At 61.4% G+C, this 17,097-nt stretch carries 11 protein-coding genes; 2 read left to right on the top strand and 9 right to left on the bottom strand.

Annotated features, from left to right (window positions below):
• Positions 1 to 13: 13 nt before the first annotated feature.
• Positions 14 to 1,072, bottom strand: a complete 1,059-nt coding sequence (locus IVB22_RS01565) for a phosphotransferase family protein (RefSeq protein WP_247515576.1) — start codon at positions 1,070 to 1,072, stop codon at positions 14 to 16.
• A gap of 55 nt (positions 1,073 to 1,127) precedes the next feature.
• The gene (locus tag IVB22_RS01560) at positions 1,128 to 2,360 is read right to left on the bottom strand and encodes an acyl-CoA dehydrogenase family protein (RefSeq protein ID WP_247515575.1); all 1,233 of its coding nucleotides are present in this window, start codon (positions 2,358 to 2,360) and stop codon (positions 1,128 to 1,130) included.
• Between the two features lie 177 nt (positions 2,361 to 2,537).
• On the opposite strand from IVB22_RS01560, the gene IVB22_RS01555 reads away from it, so the two are divergent.
• Complete coding sequence (locus IVB22_RS01555) at positions 2,538 to 3,230, top strand: TetR/AcrR family transcriptional regulator (RefSeq protein WP_247515574.1); 693 nt, start codon at positions 2,538 to 2,540, stop codon at positions 3,228 to 3,230.
• A gap of 784 nt (positions 3,231 to 4,014) precedes the next feature.
• On the opposite strand, the gene IVB22_RS01550 is transcribed toward IVB22_RS01555, so the two are convergent.
• On the bottom strand, positions 4,015 to 4,407 hold the full coding sequence (locus tag IVB22_RS01550) for a RidA family protein (protein ID WP_247515573.1): 393 nt from the start codon (positions 4,405 to 4,407) through the stop codon (positions 4,015 to 4,017).
• Positions 4,408 to 4,618: 211 nt separating this feature from the next.
• Here IVB22_RS01550 and IVB22_RS01545 point away from each other — a divergent pair, with 211 nt between their 5' ends.
• Positions 4,619 to 4,945 (top strand): antibiotic biosynthesis monooxygenase, encoded by a 327-nt coding sequence (locus IVB22_RS01545; protein WP_247515572.1) that lies wholly within the window; start codon positions 4,619 to 4,621, stop codon positions 4,943 to 4,945.
• Positions 4,946 to 5,014: 69 nt separating this feature from the next.
• Here IVB22_RS01545 and IVB22_RS01540 read toward each other — a convergent pair whose 3' ends face one another.
• The 6 genes from IVB22_RS01540 to IVB22_RS01515 form a co-directional block, all read right to left on the bottom strand.
• The gene (locus IVB22_RS01540; protein ID WP_247515571.1) at positions 5,015 to 6,241 is read right to left on the bottom strand and encodes a CaiB/BaiF CoA-transferase family protein; all 1,227 of its coding nucleotides are present in this window, start codon (positions 6,239 to 6,241) and stop codon (positions 5,015 to 5,017) included.
• 292 nt (positions 6,242 to 6,533) lie between these two features.
• Entirely contained in the window at positions 6,534 to 8,900 is a 2,367-nt protein-coding gene (locus tag IVB22_RS01535) for an ABC transporter substrate-binding protein (RefSeq protein ID WP_308200342.1), read from the bottom strand.
• 333 nt (positions 8,901 to 9,233) lie between these two features.
• The gene (locus IVB22_RS01530) at positions 9,234 to 11,480 is read right to left on the bottom strand and encodes an ABC transporter substrate-binding protein (RefSeq protein WP_374207453.1); all 2,247 of its coding nucleotides are present in this window, start codon (positions 11,478 to 11,480) and stop codon (positions 9,234 to 9,236) included.
• 404 nt (positions 11,481 to 11,884) lie between these two features.
• Positions 11,885 to 13,234: an MBL fold metallo-hydrolase gene (locus tag IVB22_RS01525; protein WP_247515570.1), complete on the bottom strand. Its 1,350-nt coding sequence runs from the start codon at positions 13,232 to 13,234 to the stop codon at positions 11,885 to 11,887.
• On the bottom strand, positions 13,231 to 15,231 hold the full coding sequence (locus IVB22_RS01520) for a S8 family serine peptidase (RefSeq protein WP_247515569.1): 2,001 nt from the start codon (positions 15,229 to 15,231) through the stop codon (positions 13,231 to 13,233). Before IVB22_RS01520 ends, IVB22_RS01525 begins: the two co-directional genes overlap by 4 nt.
• 400 nt (positions 15,232 to 15,631) lie before the next feature.
• A complete protein-coding gene (locus IVB22_RS01515) occupies positions 15,632 to 17,095 on the bottom strand; it encodes a GntP family permease (RefSeq protein ID WP_247515568.1) in 1,464 nt (487 codons plus the stop codon).
• Between the last annotated feature and the right edge of the window lie 2 nt (positions 17,096 to 17,097).

Raw genomic sequence — 17,097 nt, 5'->3', positions numbered from 1 at the left:
CCAACGACGCGGCTTAGATCGCGCCGGCCTTCTGAGCGTATTCCCAGGAAGACTTCGACAGCGGCACCGTGCGCGCCGCCGACTCCAGCGCCTTGGCATTGGCGGCGGTGCCGTCGCGGATACGTCCGGCGATACCCTGCGTGATGCCGGCGAGGCGGAACATGTTGTAGGCGAAGTACCAGTTCAGATCGGGCACTTCCATGCCGGTGACGGCGCAATAGATCTGCGCGGCCTCATCCACGCTCGGAATGTTCAACGCCTTGATATCGGCATTGGCCAGGCCCGGCATGGTCCATTGCATCAGGAGATAAGTGAAGTCGGCCATGGGATCGCCGAGCGTCGACAATTCCCAATCGAGCACCGCCTGCACGCGCGGTTCCGTCGCGTGGAAAATCATGTTGTCGAGGCGGTAGTCACCGTGGACGATCGAGACGCGCTTCTGTTCAGGTACGGTTCGCGGCAGCCACTCGGCCACCTTCTCGAATTCCGGAATGTGCTGGGTTTCCGATGCGCGGTACTGCTTGGTCCAACGATCGATCTGGCGCGCGAAATAATTGCCGGGCTTGCCGAAATCGCCGAGGCCAATCGCTTCCGGATTGAAAACGTGGAGGTTGGCCAGCGTCTCGATCTTGCTGGTGAATATCTTGCGCCTGTTGTCCGGCGTCTGGCTCGGCAGCGTCGGATCCCAGAACACGCGGCCCTCTTCCATCGACATGATGTAGAAGGCGGCGCCGATCACGGCATCGTCGGTGCACAGCGCATAGGCCTTCGCGACCGGAAAGCCCTGCTTGCCGAGCGCTGCGATGACGCGGAACTCGCGGTCGACCGCATGTGCCGACGGCAGCAATTTGCCGAACGGCTTGCGCCGCATCACGTAGGATTGGCCTGATGTCTCGAGCTTGTAGGTAGGATTGGACTGGCCGCCCTTGAACTGCAGGACGGTCAGCGGCCCTTGATAGCCCTCGACATGCTCGCGCATCCAGCCGTCGAGGCTCGCCTCGTTGATACGATGACGCTCCTCGACTTCCTTGGTGCCCGAGAACTCTTCGTCTTTCCTGACGCCGTCCGCCACGATGACGCTCCCTCAATTTTCTTAGACTTTGGGGAGCGCCATCCTGACGTTCCCGTTAGTGCGTAGCGTTTGCATACTTCCGAAGTTCAAGTCTGGCAATGGCGCGATTGTGCACCTCGTCCGGACCATCCGCCAGACGAAGCGTACGGATATGGGCATAATCCCGCGCCAGGCCGGCTTCGTCCGAGACACCGCCGCCGCCGTAAGCCTGAATAGCGTTGTCGATGATCCTCAGCGCCATATTCGGGGCTGTGACCTTGATCATCGCGATCTCGGCCTGCGCGGTCTTGTTGCCAACCTTGTCCATCATGTCGGCGGCCTTGAGGCACAGCAAGCGATTCATCTCGATGTCGGCGCGCGCTTCGCCGATGCGCTGTTCCCACACCGAGTGCTCGATGATCTTCTTGCCGAACGCGGTGCGCGAGGCCAGCCGCTTCACCATCTTCTCCAGCGCCTCCTCGGCCTTGCCGATGGTGCGCATGCAATGATGGATACGGCCCGGACCGAGACGGCCCTGCGCAATCTCGAAGCCGCGGCCTTCGCCGAGCAGGATGTTTTCCTTCGGCACGCGAACGTTTTCCAGCAGAACCTGGGCGTGACCGTGCGGCGCGTCGTCAAAGCCGAACACCGGCAGCATCTTCTCCACCTTGATGCCGGGGGTATCGAGCGGCACCAGGATCTGCGACTGCTGCTGGTGCTTCGCCGCCTTCGGATCGGTCTTGCCCATCAGGATCGCGATCTTGCAGCGGGGATCGCCGACGCCCGACGACCACCATTTGCGGCCGTTGATGACGTAGTGGTCGCCATCTTTTTCGATACGCGTCTCAATGTTGGTCGCGTCCGACGAAGCCACCGCAGGCTCGGTCATCAGGAAGGCGGAGCGGATCTCGCCGTCCATCAGCGGCCGCAGCCACTTCCGCTTTTGCTCCTTGGTGCCGTAGCGGATGAACACTTCCATGTTGCCGGTATCGGGAGCGGAGCAGTTGAACACCTCCGAGGCCCAGGAGATGTGGCCCATCTCTTCCGACAGCAGCGCATATTCGAGGTTGGTCAATCCCGCACCGCGGAATTCATCGTCCTCATGCGCGTTCGGCGGCATGAACATGTTCCAGAGGCCTTCGGCCTTCGCCTTCTTCTTCAGTTCCTCGAGGATCGGGATCACCTTCCAGCGCGGGCCCTCCGCATCCTGCTTGTCGTAGATCGGAACCGCGGGGCGGACATGCGTCTTCATGAACGCCTGCACGCGGTTCAGCCATTCCTTTTGCTTTTCGGACATATCGAAGTTCATGGGGCGCTCCTCGGCTCTGGGCTTTTCGAATTCGCTGGGCCGCACTGTCCGCCCGCCTCCCATTCGCCGCAAGGTATTTTGCGCTTCGCAATGAGGCGACGGATTGACATTTCCGGCTCTTCAAACGATAGTTTCATACAACTGTTTGAATTGCAACTCCGCAAACGGGGACCAGATATGTCGAGCGATCGGACCCGGTCTGCCATCCTTGCCGCCGCCGAACGGCTTTACGCCGATCGCGGCTTCGGCGATGTGACGCTGCGCGACATCGTCGCCGAAGCGAATGTCAATCTCGCCGCGGTGAATTATCATTTCGGTTCCAAGGATGAGTTGATCGCGGAGCTGTTCGTCACCCGCAGCCTCGCTACCAACCGCGAGCGGCTCAACGAGTTGAAGGCTGCCGAGGAAAAGGGCGGCGGACGCGCGCCGATCGACTCCATCCTGCATGCGCTGGTCGGCCCTACCCTGCGCGGCTGCCTCGGCCCCGACCGCGAAGGCTCGACGGCGGCACGCTTCATGATCCGCGCCTCGATTGAATCGGTGCCGCCTATCCGCCGCATCAAGAACCGCGAAGTCGATCATTTGCGGAAATTCATCGCCGCGATGCGCCGTGCGATGCCCGGCCGCGACGACGCCGATCTCTATTGGGGCCTGCACTTCGCACTGGCGATGTCGCATCACACCATCCGTGAAAAAGAGCGGCTGACGAAATTGTCGGAGGGGCAATGCGACCTCAACGACGTGGATGCCATCGTCGACCGCGTGGTGTCGGTCTCGGTGATGGCGCTGGCGGGCGGCGAGATGCCGGCGAAGAAAGCGCCCGCTCGATCGGCGGTGCCGCATGGCAGGCTGACCCGCCAAGATCTCTGAGCTGAGTTCTTGTTGCCCGGATACGTCATGCGACGAACCCTCCTGTAGGATGGGTGGAGCGCAGCGATACCCATCAACGGCGGTGCATGTGGCGATGGGTATCGCTGCGCTCCACCCATCCTACAAATACGGCTTCGCATTCTCGCGGCGCTGTCCGCCCGAGGTTTGTATCTTCGTTTTGCCCTCTTCGAAATAGAGGGCGCAGGGAAAGACCGGGTGCTTGCTGCACCCGCGGTCTCGCGTGCGATTTGCGCAAACAAAAGTGCACACGAGCATACAGGGCAGCGGGAGCATTCCGGCCTTCCCTGCGCAATGGCTTTACGACTTACTTCGTGCTCTTCCCGGAGAACGGCTCTTTTGCCTCCGTCGCCACGAGAGAAGCTTCGCCTCTCCCGAACTTAGCGCCAGCACCGCGGCGCCCGAACCACACGACTTCACCGTACGCTTCCGGCGCGTACGTCTATCGCGCCCTCAGCGTCCACCGCATCTCACCGCACGTTCGTGACGATCGCGAGCGCCCCTCATCCGCCGTGAGACGGGCGGAGTTATGCCGATGATTTGCGTGAGAACGAAAGCGGAATATTTTTGCAAGAGGGGCTGGACAGGTTTTAGGTGATTTGCCCGTCGTGCCAATTGGTCGCGGTTGTGTATCGAGATTGCGCTTGCGCGCTAAGCAAATCAGTCTCGTAGGGTGGGCAAAGCGAAGCGTGCCCACCATCCAGCAGCGCAATCGATGATAGATGGTGGGCACGTCGCTAACGCTCCTTTGCCCACCCTACGCGACTTACACTACCGCGACGCAATCAATCTCGATATCGAACGGTCCAAACCATTCGGGCACGCAAACGAAGATGCGCGCCGGAGGATCTTCTGGAAAATAGCGCGCGTAGATCGCGTTGACGGCGGCGAAGTGCGCAGCCGAGATGCAGTAGACGTTGCACTTCATCACGTTGCGCAGCGATGTGCCCGCGGTCTCCAGGCACAGTTTCAATTGCTCAAGGACGAGTTCGGTCTGACGCTCGATCGGGCCGGCGAAGAGCTCGCCGGTATCGGGATCGAACGGCGGCAGCCCCGAAACGAACACCATGCCGCCGCCGCGCGTGACCGGTGAGACCGGCGCGTTCCGTTTGGCGAGCCAGGACGACATCGGTTCGACGCGAATGACTTCCCGCTTCATCGTTGCACCTCTCGAAATGACTGATCGAAGGTGCAACGCTAGCGCAATTTAGGTCAATCATGCTTCGCTAACCGTCGAAGTATCGATGTTGTCATCAAGGAGATGTGCGTTCCGGATCAGCGCAGACAGAGCGTCCGAAGAAACGTGGAACGGGCGGAACGATCCGGCCGGCTTTGTCGTTGCGGTCGAGGATCACCAAACGGAGTTGCCCATGCCGACCGAGCCGACGATTGCCCGCATCTGGCGCGGCCGCACGCGGCCTGAAATTGCCGACGACTATGAGGCCTATATCAAGGCGGAAGGAATGCCGCCGCTGGAGAAGACCGCCCTGGGTGTCCAGCTATTTCGGGAAGACCGTGAACATGAGAGCTGGTTCACGACCATTTCCTATTGGAGCGACCTAGATTCGATGACCGCCTTCACCAAGGGCGAACCGACCAAGGTTCACCATCTCGACCGCGATCCCGAATTCCTGATCGAGCTGCCCGCGTTCATCCAGATCCATCGGATCCTGATAAATCGTCAGGGCCTGCGTTGACCGCGGATGCTCTGTGGTGTCGCCGAATGAGAACCGGCGCGCGCTTTCAAACCCGCGCCGGTTTCTGGATCAGACGATCTTCTTTTCCTTCAACGCTTCCACCCTGGCGTCGTCATAACCGATCGTCGCCAGCACATCCTTCGTATCCGCGCCGAGCAGCGGCGGCGCGCGATAGTCCTTTACCGGGGTGCCGGAGAAGGTGATGGCATTGCGGATCAGCGACAGGTCATGCTGCAAGGGGTGCTCGACCTTGACCTGCATGCCGCGCGACTGCACATGGGGATCGTTGAACACCTGCGCGAAATCGTTGATCGGACCCGAGGGCACGCCGGCCTTCTCCAGCTCCTCCAGCCAGTAGGCCACGGACTTCTTCAGGAAGAGACCTGCGAAGATCGCCATGATCTCCTTGCCGTGGACGACGCGGTCGTTGTTCTTGAGGAATTTTGGATCGGTCGCGAGCTCGGGCGCGCCGAGTACGCCGCAGGTGCGCTGGAACTGGCCGTCATTGCCGACCACCAGCATCAGCTCGCCGTCGGTGCAGCGGAACACGCCCGCCGGCATGCCGCCATTGCCCCAGGTGCCGCGCCGCGGCGGGGTCTGGCCGTTGACGAGAAAGATCTGCGCGTAATGCGACAGCGAGGCGATCACGGTGTCGAACAGGCAGACGTCGACATGCTGCCCCTCCCCGCCATTGGCTTTGCGGTGATAGAGCGCCGCCAGAATGCCGATCGAGGAGTTCATGCCGGTCATGTAGTCGACGATGGAGGGACCGACCTTCATCGGTCCCGCGCCGGGCTCGCCGTCGAGATGACCGGTGACGCTCATCAGGCCGCCCATCGCCTGCAGGATTGCGTCGTAGCCGGCGCGCGGCGCGTAAGGCCCGGTCTGGCCGAAACCGGTCACCGAACAATAGATGATGCCGGGGTTGATCGCCCTGATCGTTTCATAATCGAGCTTGTAGCGCTTGAGATCGCCGACCTTGTAGTTCTCCATCATCACGTCGCAGGTTTTGGCGAGTTCGCGAATGATCTCCTGCCCTTCCGGGCTGGCGATATTGACGGTGACCGACTTCTTGTTGCGGTTGGCGCAGATGTAGAACGAGTTGTTGTTGTTCGCCTTGCCCTCGGGATCTTTCAGGTAAGGCGGGCCGAAGGCGCGGGCGTCGTCGCCGCCGCCGGGGCGTTCGACCTTGATCACCTCGGCGCCGAGATCGGCCAGCATCTGCGCCGACAGCGGGCCTGCAAGCACCCGCGTCAGATCGAGAATTTTGATGCCCGAAAGTGGCAGAGCCGACATGAACTTCCTCCGAATTTTTTGGCGTGGTGGCGCGGGAACGTGTCCGGGCGCTGCTGAGCCAAGCCGATACACTATTTTGTGCGGCTGAGCCCTGCATTAACGGCATGACGCCATCCGTTCGCCGCCCGCTTTGCACGCCAGTGGTCGGACGAAGCGAAGGTTTCAGCGGTCTCGCTGGGGCAGCGGATGCGGCATTCCGGGCAAAGGGGCTGCTGGAACATCGCCCCAAAAGCACGACGGCCCGCCGAGGCGGGCCGTCCTGTTCGTCAAACCGTGTTACCGGCTGGCCTGATTACCTGTTGGTGCTGGCCTTGGCTCGGCCGGCGCGCCATTCCAGGAATTCGCGATACAGGGGATCGCGCTCCTGCGGGGCAAGCGCTGCGGCCGGTGCAGCAGCCGGCGGCGGCAGCGGCGCCGCGCCTGATGCCGCGGCCGTGCCCGCGGGCAGCGGCATGTTGCGGTCGAGCCATTCCTGCGCGGCCTTGAAGCGGGTCCACCCCGACACCGTCGCGCGTGGCGCCATTTCCTTCCACTTCGGATGGAACGGCGGCCGCTGCAACTGCCCGACCTTGTCGAACATGGTGTCTACCAAAAGCGCCAGACGGCGGTAGCGGTCGCTGTTCGGCGCCCAGTTATACGACGCCAGCACCGCCTCGGCCGCAATCGTCTCCACCGAGCCGCCATCCGCCACCAGGTTCGGGTAATCCGCCGACGAAAGCTTGGACGGCAGGTATTCCTCCTGCAGCGGCTTGGCGTAGTCGACCGGCACCAGATGCAGATTGCGATCGTTGATCTGGTTCAGCCACTGCAACGGCTTGCCTTCGATCGCCACGATCGCGTCGACCTCGCCCTTGCGCAGCATGTCCACCGCCAGCCGCGGCTCCTGATAGATCAGATGCGGCCGGATCCCGAGCCGGTCGAACACGTTGATCGCCGTCACGAAGGTCGAGCTGTCGGGCAAGTCGACCACCACGGTCTTGCCGTCGAGATCCCGCATGCTGGTGATCGACCTCGGCGCCAGGACGTGCATTTCCTCGTTGAACATCTTGGCGACGTAGACGAACTGATTGCGGATGTCCTTGGCGAAATCCTTGCGGTCGAGATAGGACAGCGTGTCCTTGCGGACGATGCCGGCATCGACACCCCGCAGCAGCAGGATATCCGATACCGCCTGAACCGATCCACGGCCCATCACCGGCAGAATCCGCAGCGCCGTGCCGTTGTCGAGCACGGAGGCAAGATCGGCGCCGACCTGGGCGTAGGTAGAGCCGAACGAGCCGGTCATCAGGCTCACGGTATTGGCGTTGAGCTGGTTCGCCAGATCGCGCTTGGTGGCAGTGCCGTATTTGAAGATGGTCTTGAAGGACTCGCTGACGGCGCCGGCATCGACGCCGCTTCGCACCGGACCGAAGTGCTGCCATTGGCCGTTGGTGAACCGCATCATCCGCATCTGCTCGATCGGCGCATGATCGGACGGACTGGTGTTGATCTGGATGCCCTGCACCATCATGGGAAGCTGGATACCCTTGAGCAAGCGGGCCTGCCTCATGATGTTTTCGCGCGACAGGTCGTCGCCGCAGTTCTTCAGGACCTCGACGGTCAACTTGCCGACCAGATAGCCGAGGACGGCCTGACCGTTGGTCTTACTCACGCTCGGGAGATAGCGCTGCATGAAGGCGCTCCATTCGCGGAACACCGCCTCGCCGGCCGCCGCCGCGTCTTCGCCCTCCAGCCTGTACGCCGCCGACAACAGGCCCTCCGCATTTTGCGGGCCCGCCGGCTGAATCACGGCCGAGTACGAATTAGAGATCGAGGCGGCGAACTGTAGCGGCCTCCAACCGAGCTCGGCGGTTCGCTTGATCGCCATGACCGCGAATTTCGGCGTGGTGAACTCGATGAGGACGTCGGCGCCGGAGGCCTTGAGCTTGGCGATCTGGGCGTCGATGGTAGTGTCGTTCACCTTGTATGGCGCCTCGGCCACGATCGCAATCTTGCCACCCAGGCCGTCCTTCAGGCCCTTCAGGTATTCCTTGCCCATCCCGTCCTCCTGATAGAGGACGGCGATCCTGCTGCGGGGATGGTTCTCCAGCAGGTACTGCGCAAAAATTTGCGCTTCAGCCGTGTAGGTCGGCAAGAAGCCGATGGTCCAGGGAAACTCGCGCGGCTGGTCCCAGGCCGCCGCACCCGACAAGGCAAAAAGTTGCGGGACCTTTTTTGAGTTCAAATAAGGCTGGATCGCGGCGTTCGTGTTGGTGCCGATGGTCCCCAAGGTGAGGAGAACATTGTCTTCCTCGACCAACTTGCGGGTCATCGCCATGGTTTTGGTGGGTTCGTAGGCGTCGTCATAGGTGATCATACTGACCTTGCGGCCGTTGATCCCGCCTTCAGCGTTGGTCTTGTCCAGATACGCCGTGATGGTCTTGGCGATAACGCCGTAGGCGGAAGCTGGACCGGTATAGGGCGCGGTGTTGCCGATCCGGATCTCCCTGTCCCCCGGGGCCGCCATGCCCTGCCCGAAAGCCGGCCCCGCCATCGCGGCAAACACCAGTGCTGTTGCCGCGCTGCGCCGAGGCGCGGTGAAAAGCCGGCGCAGCGCGTCACGGGCCACAGACCCGGACAATTGCGCCGCCGCCCAACGAGTATCGATCAAAGCCAGCATCTGCCTGCCCCCCTCGAGCAATATACCTGTGCGATTTTTTGAAGAAGCGAGACGGATACCGTTTCAGCCCTACTCGCTGACATTGTGTCTCAATCCGATTGATTTTGTGTCAAGGCCAGTCGTTTCGCGGAGCACGGTTAGTCGAAAGTACGTCCTGCTGCAACAATGCTGGACATTATTGTTACCAAATTGGAACTCGGTTGCGCCTGCGAATGCCGATTCGTCTTATGGTTGCAAGCACGATACGTGCTGCGCCCCCTCAGTCCCCGAAAGCAAGACGGCCCGCCGAAGCGGGCCGCCCTGTTCGTCAAACCGCGTTACCGGCTGGCCTGATCACCTGTTGGTGCTGGCCTTGGCTCGGCCGGCGCGCCATTCCAGGAACTCGCGATACAGGGGATCCTGCGGGGCGAGTGCGGCGGCCGGTGCAGCGGCAACCGGCGCCGTGCCCGATGCTGACGACATGGCCGCGCCCGCCGGCAGCGGCATGTTGCGGTCGAGCCATTCCTGCGCGGCCTTGAAGCGGGTCCACCCCGACACCGTCGCGCGTGGCGCCATTTCCTTCCACTTCGGATGGAACGGCGGCCGCTGCAACTGCGCGACCTTGTCGAACATGGTGTCCACCAACAGCGACAGGCGGCGGTAGCGGTCGCTGTTCGGCGCCCAGTTATACGACGCCAGCACCGCCTCGGCCGCAATCGTCTCCACCGAGCCGCCATCCGCCACCAGGTTCGGGTAATCCGCCGACGAAAGCTTGGACGGCAGATACTCCTCGTGGAGCGGCTTGGCGTAGTCGACCGGCACCAGGTGCAGGTTGCGGTCGGTGATCTGGTTCAGCCATTGCACCGGCTTGCCCTCGATCGCCACGATCGCGTCGACCTCGCCCTTGCGCAGCATGTCCACCGCCAGCCGCGGCTCTTGATAGATCAGATGCGGCCGGATCCCGAGCCGGTCGAACACATTGATCGCCGTCACGAAGGTCGAGCTGTCGGGCAAATCGACCACCACGGTCTTGCCGTCGAGGTCCCGTATGCTGGTGATCGTCTTCGGCGCCAGGACATGCATTTCCTCGTTGAACATCTTGGCGACATAGACAAACTGGTTGCGGATGTCCTTGGCGAAGTCCTTGCGGTCGAGATAGGACAGCGTGTCCTTGCGGACGATGCCGGCATCGACACCCTTCAGCAGCAGAATATCCGCCACCGCCTGCACCGATCCGCGGCCCATCACCGGCAGGATCCGCAGCGCAGTGCCGTTGTCGAGCACGGAGGCAAGATCGGCACCGACCTGGGCGTAGGTAGAGCCGAACGAGCCGGTCATCAGGCTCACGGTATTGGCGTTGAGCTGGTTCGCCAGATCGCGCTTGGTGGCAGTGCCGTATTTGAAGATGGTCTTGAAGGAGTCGCTGACGGTGCCCGGATCGATGCCGCTTCGCACCGGCCCAAAGAACTTCCAGTGGCCGTTGGTGAAGCGCATCATCCGCATCTGCTCGATCGTCGCGTGGTCGCTCGCGCTGGTATTGATCTGGATGCCCGGCACCATCATGGGAATCTGCAGGCCCTTGATCGAGCGGGCCTGCTTCAGGATGTTTTCGCGCGAGAAGTCGTCGCCGCAGTTCTTCAGGACTTCGATAATGAGCCTGGAGTTCAGATAGCCGTAGACGGCCTGGCCGTTCGACTTGCTGACGCTCGGGACATAGCGCTCCATGAAGGCGCTCCATTCGCGGAACGCCGCGGGACCGGCGCTGGCCGCATCCTCGCCCTCCAGCCGGTACATGGCCGACATGATGCCTTCGCCGTTTTCCAGGCCCGCCGGCGCCATCACCGATGACACCGATTCAGACACCGAGGCGAGGAAATGCACCGGCTTCCAGCCAATTTCGGCATTTCGCTTGATCGCCATGGTGGCGAATTTCGGCGTGGTGAATTGCATGAAGATGTCGGCGCCCGAGGCCTTGAGCTTGGCGATCTGGGCGTCGATGCTGGTGTCCGTCACCTTGTACGGCGCCTCGGCCACGATCGGAACCTTGCCGCCGAGGCCGTCCTTCAGGCCCTTGACGTAGTCCTTGCCGAAACCGTCGTCCTGATAGAGCACCGCGATCTTGCCGCGCGGATGGTTCTCCAGGATATAGTGCGAATAGATGTGAGCTTCAGTCTGGTAGCTGGGCAGGAATCCCATGGTCCAGGGAAACTCGCGCGGCTGGTCCCACATCGAGGCGCCCGAGGCGACGAAGAGCTGCGGAATCTTCTTCGAATTCAAATAAGGGTGGACCGCCTGGCTGGTGTTGGTGCCGAGGCTCGCCAGGATAAAGAGCACGTTGTCTTCCTCGACGAGCTTGCGGGTCGCCTCCATCGTCTTGGTCGGATTGTAGGCGTCGTCATAGGAAATGAAATTGATCTTGCGGCCCCTGATGCCGCCCTCGGCATTGACCTTGTCGAAATAGGCCGCCATGACCTTGCCGATCACGCCATAGGCGGAAGCCGGACCGGTATAGGGCATGGTATTGCCGATCCGGATCTCGTTGGCGCCCGGAGCCGCCGCCTGGCCCTGCCCGAAAGCCGGCGCCGCCATCGCGGCCAGCATCAGTGCCGCTGCAGCGCTGCGCCGAGGCGCGGTGAAAAGCCGGAGTATGGCGTCTCCTGTCCGAAACCAGGACAATTGCTCCATTCGCGGACGAGTGACGTCGATCGTAGCCATTGCAGTCCCCCCTGTGAGCCCAGATTTTTTTAAAATTATTTGAACGCGTGATGCGAACGGGCAGGGTTTCAACCCTACTCGCCTACTCGCCGACATTGTGTCTGAATCCGATTGATTTTGTGGCGACTACAGGCGTTCCGTAAGGCATGGTTACCAGGCGCGCATTTCGCCCTCAGAAGCGCCCCGAAATTGACGTTAACTTTCATCGCGCAATCGAAGCGGGTTCGTGTGCGCAGCCTGCCTCGAGAAGGCTGGCTGCTTTCGTGCGGCTGCGTTTGATGCGGCACAAGTCACACCAGCTTCAGTTCGAGGGGCTTACTGTCCAGAAAATGGAGCTTGATCCGAGCGTCAGATCTTGCCGCATAGTCCTTCATATCGCTCTCGACTTCTTTGAAATGCTTCAGTGCCTTTGTGTATTCCGTCAGTCCGAGCTTATTCTTGCGGCGCTGCTCGATTTGACGTTCCAGAAATTTGACGCTGCAATTGAACCAGAAATGACACGGGCGCGAGGCTTCAGGATTCTGACTCACGACCTCCTGGCCTCCCATTCGGGACTCAGCCAGAACTTGGAGAACGCGCCGGTCAGGGTTCTCATGTCGGCCATTGCCGCAAATCACGTAGTGGTCCGCGGTGATGCGCCGAGCAAAGTCGCGGTTCGTATTGTGTTCAGAGCCGTGGTGCTGGACTTTGAGAACGTTAACGTGCACACCTCCTCCGTCCTGAATGACGCCATTGTGGCGCAAGCCTTCCAGAATCTCGTCGTAGTGCCCATCGCCAGTCAGCAGCAGACGCTTACTGTCGTGCTCGATCATTAGCATCAGCGAGGCGAGATTTTCTTCGGTGACCTCTCCTCGGTCACCAAGCTGGTCGTCGATATTCTCGGCAAGCAAGGCGGAAAAGTCGAGCCGCGCGTCTTCCTCATCGCGCCAATCGCGCGTGCGTGCGAGGTTCTTCTTGTTGTCGGCGTTTCGGAGCCATTCGTTCCACTTGGTGCGCAACTCCTTCAGATTCTCCTCAAACGGACCAAGTAGTTTGATCACCGGAGAGTTTGGGCCGTTCAGCTGTATTGCATCCGGGGGATCCCGCACCATCGCCAGGAGAGCATCAAATTCGCCATTGACTGGGATTTTCAGCTGCTTGGCGGAAACCCGGCTTGAAAGCTTGATGGCTTCCGGAATCGATGCGGCAATTGCCTGGTAAGCCGCGCCGAGATGCTGAAGGTTGGTATCTGCGCTGTTAGCCAGTTGAGCGGCCCGCGCCGCGAGCATGGAGCCGATCGCGCCCGCATTCTTACCAATCTGGTCGTGAAACGAATTGTGCCACAACCGCGCAACACTGGGCGGCTCCGGAAAATCCGGCTCGTCCCATGGTTCGCCGCTCTTCACTTTGTGATGATAAACACGCCAGTCGGCGATGTCGTTCATGAGTTGGAGAATGCCCGCAATGTGATCCTGATCGATGTGCGACAGATAAACGAGATCAAGAGGCCGGCCGCTCTTCTTGCTCCATTTTGCAAGAAACGGACGGACATGACTAACATACGAGTCGTTCATTCCACCATCGACGAGAATAGTCGTTCCGTCAGGAGATTCTAACAGCAGGCAGTCGCCCTTATCCGAGGGCAGAAGTGTGAGCTTCATAGAAAGCGTCCTTTCACGTCGGAACGCGTCTGGGCGTTGGCGGCGTGCTCGACGCACGCTTGCGGCGCGATAATGCCGAATCCACAATCGTTGACCCAATCAAAGGTGCTTCCCGGGAGCGGGCGGGCCGTCGCCTTGAGGATTCCGTTAATTTGTGCGGCGGTCAGCTTGGGTTGCGCTGAGAGCATCAGTCCGACCACGCCCGCGACATAGGGGCTGGACATGCTTGTTCCAGTCATGGAAATCCAAGGTTCGTCCTCGCGCCCAAACCCGTTTGCGGCAACGATATCAGTGCCGCGGGCGGCGACGTCTGGCTTCAAGCGGCCATCGCGGGTGGGTCCCTGGCTACTCGAAATGTTGACTCGGTGTTTAAGCTCGTCGAGGTTCGCAACGGAAACGATGCGATGCCCACACGCGAGTGAACTTACTGACGAGCTGTCGACATTGGAACGGGCCGAGAAGAACGACGGCCAGAAGTAGCGCCCCTCCTCGACATCCAAAGGGTCGTCGCGCTCGATCCAACCATGGAAACGCCCGTCGCGAATGTCGATACCATGCAGGCGCACGATCCAGGTGCCCGCATCGATGCCCACCACAACGTCCTTACCTATAAACGGCGTGAGATAGAGCGAGATATAGTTGCTACCGTTGGCCGGATGATAAAGCTCGTTGTAGATGCTGAGCATCATTCGGCCAGGGAGCTGATAGTTCTCAAGATACTCACCAGGCGCAATCGGACCGATCCATTCGCCGTTCGGCGGCTTGATACTTACCGCAATGCGATCCTGCGCCTCGTACCAGAACTCCAGTTCGTTTTCTGAGACGTCAATGACGGTGTCGCCCGCAACGGTCCATTCGACGTCATGGTCAAGGCCTTTGGCTGCGATCCGGCCCGATGTGTGAATGCGGCCCAGAATAAAGCCGATGTCACCTGGCTTCTCGGCTCGCTCCTGACCGGCATTGCCGGCGGCAACGCAGATGCATCGCCCGGGCTCGGCAGTCAGCGCATCAAGCCAGCGGTCGAGCGCACTCGAACCATCATGTGAGTTGCCGTTAGTGCCCAGGCTTATATTGATGGCCACGGGCTTCTTCAGCTGACGCCCGAGGTCTAACAGATAATTAACGGCGTCAACGAGGCGGGTCGAGTCGTAAAAGGATGTTCTCCTGTCAACCTTGCCGGCCGGCATTGCGACGAGAACTGCAGCGATGGTCGCCTTCGGACATACGCCAGAATTGCCAGCCGCGATGCTGGCGACGTGGGTGCCGTGCGAGCCCGGCAACATCTGTGACTGCGGCTCAAGGTCATGGGGCGAGACGCCGATCGTTTGGGCGTCCTTCAGCGCCTTCTTCATCGCGGCTGCGGTGATTTCCCGGCCATAGCTCATCTGCGCCGACCGCTGTCCCTTGGTCGCCCCCTGGTCCCAGATGCAATGAAACCGGCTATTGCCGGCGCCGTCGTCGAAGTCGGGATGTCTCCAGTCAAACCCTTCAACGTCGATGATCCCAATCAGCACGTTCGCGCCGTCATCATGAAGCTGAGATTTGCCGATCAACTTCGCGCGGTCCGGTGGAGCCGTGCTGCCAGCGCCAAGACGAAGCGCACCGGGCAACTTGAGGTTTTCGGCCGGCTCGACGAAGGCCACACCCGGCGTCTTGGCAAGCGTCACGACGTCGTCCAACGGTATTCGCAGGATAGACAGATTACCTTCTTGCCCCCTCTTTCCAGACAGCTTCATCTCTTCGGTGGTTCGAACGAAGACATTGACCTTGACATCATTGCGCGGCGCACGCCGGTTGAGCTTCTTCTTCGTCACATTGATTTTCGCAGGGATAGCGGTCGCCTCCTGCGCAGACTGGAGTGGCAACGCGGTGCGAGCCAGCCTCGATGTCACCACCAAAGCACCCATGGTTTCTGCGCGACAGGCATTCACGTCGGGATCGCCGTTGAGAGCCATACGCAGCTTCGGATGAATGCGCTGTTGCCAATCATCGGGCATAAAAATCTCCCCCTAAAATCCCTCTCTCAATAATTGTCTACGGTATGACGCACTCGCTTTCGTTGCAAGTCCCGAAGCAAGCCTCCGGCGGCCGGCCATCAAGGATATTGTAGCGCGAACTTTGTTTTTGGCGTTCCGGCGGCGAGCAAAAACCGTGGCCGAAAAAAATGGAGCGGGTGAAGGGAATCGACCCCTCGTATTCAGCTTGGAAGGCTCGGGATTTCCGCAATGTTTTCAGGAGCCGTTCCGACATTTCGGAGCCTTTGGGCGATTGAGATCACTACGGAATTTCTCTTTGTCGGAATGGAGATTGCGATCCGGCGAGGTTTCGCCGGGGTGGCTTCAAGTATCTGCGCGCAGTGATCACCCATCCGTTGAAGCTCGGGCCCATGCCGATGGCTCAGAACGACCCCACCACCGAGCCGAGCGCAATGACGGCGGCAAGTGCCACAAGAGCGCCGACGATGCCGACCATAACGATGTCGCGATAGCTGTCCCGGTGCGTCGATCCGCAGACGGCGAGCAATGTGACCACCGCGCCATTGTGCGGCAGGCTGTCGAGCGTGCCCGAACCGATCACCGCGACGCGATGCAGCAGCGCGGGATCGAGCCCTATCTCCGCCGCGCGCGTCATGTAGGTCGCCCCGAGCGCGTCGAGCGCGATGGTCAACCCGCCCGACGCCGAGCCGGTCAGGGCTGCGAGCACATTGGTGGCGACTGCCAGCGACACCAGCGGTCCGCCACCGATGCCGAGCACGGCGTCGCGCACCACCGTGAAGGCGGGCATCGCCGCCACCACGGCGCCAAAACCGACCAGGCTCGCCACGCTCAGCGCCGGCAATACCGAGGCGTTGGCGCCGGCGTCCATGGTCGCGCGCAGCGCCGGCAGTCGCCGATGGCTGACCGCGAGCACGGTCAGAATCGCGCAAGCAAGTGCCGTGATCACGGCCCACACGCCGCCGACGGCGGCGAGCGAGGTCCCGCCCCAGCGGGGTTCGGCGAGAAAGCGGGTGTCGAGTGCCGGCAGGATGAACAACGACATCGCCAGATTGACGATAATCACCATGATCAGGGGCAGCGCGGCGAGCATGGCCGGAGGCGGCACGTCGGTCGCCTCGCCGTGCACGATCTCCGCCGGATCGAATTCGCGCGCGGTGGTGGCGCGTTCGCGCAGCTTTTCGTCGGTGGCAAGACGGTCGGGCGGCATCGGCGCGCCGTCGCCGAAGCCTTCGCCGTTCCCGCTTGCGATCGCCTCCTGGCGATTGAGCCACCATAGCCCGAAGCCGAGCATGATCAGCGATGCCAGGATACCAAGGCCGGGCGCGGCAAAGGGCGTGGTGCCGAAGAACGGCATCGGAATTGCGTTCTGGATCGACGGCGTGCCCGGCAATGCCGACATGGTGAAGGTTGAGGTGCCGAGCACGATGGCCGCCGGCATCAGGCGCCGCGGGATGCCCGCCACACGAAACAGCTCCTGCGCCATCGGCGCCAGCACGAAGAAGGCGACGAACAGGCTGACGCCGCCATAGGTGACGAGCGCGCCGGCGAGCACGACCGCCAGCACCGCCCGCTGCGGGCCGAGCCGCCCGGTCATGAAGTTCGCGATCGCGGCGACCGATCCGCTGTCCTCCATCAGCTTGCCGAACAGCGCGCCAAGCAGAAACAGCGGAAAGAACTGCGCCAGGAAACCTGCCGCACTGGTCATGAAGGTCTGGGTCCAGTGGGCGAGCAGCGGTTCGCGGGAGAACAGCGCTGCGACCAGGGCCGCCAGCGGCGCCAGCAGCAGCACGCTCCAGCCCCGGAAGGCGAACGCGATCAAAAGGCCGAGCCCGATCAGGATGCCGAGAAGCCCTGATACCGTCATGA

Source organism: Bradyrhizobium sp. 190 (genome assembly GCF_023073415.1).
Lineage (GTDB): Bacteria > Pseudomonadota > Alphaproteobacteria > Rhizobiales > Xanthobacteraceae > Bradyrhizobium.
This window is presented reverse-complemented; position numbering and strand designations above follow the sequence as displayed.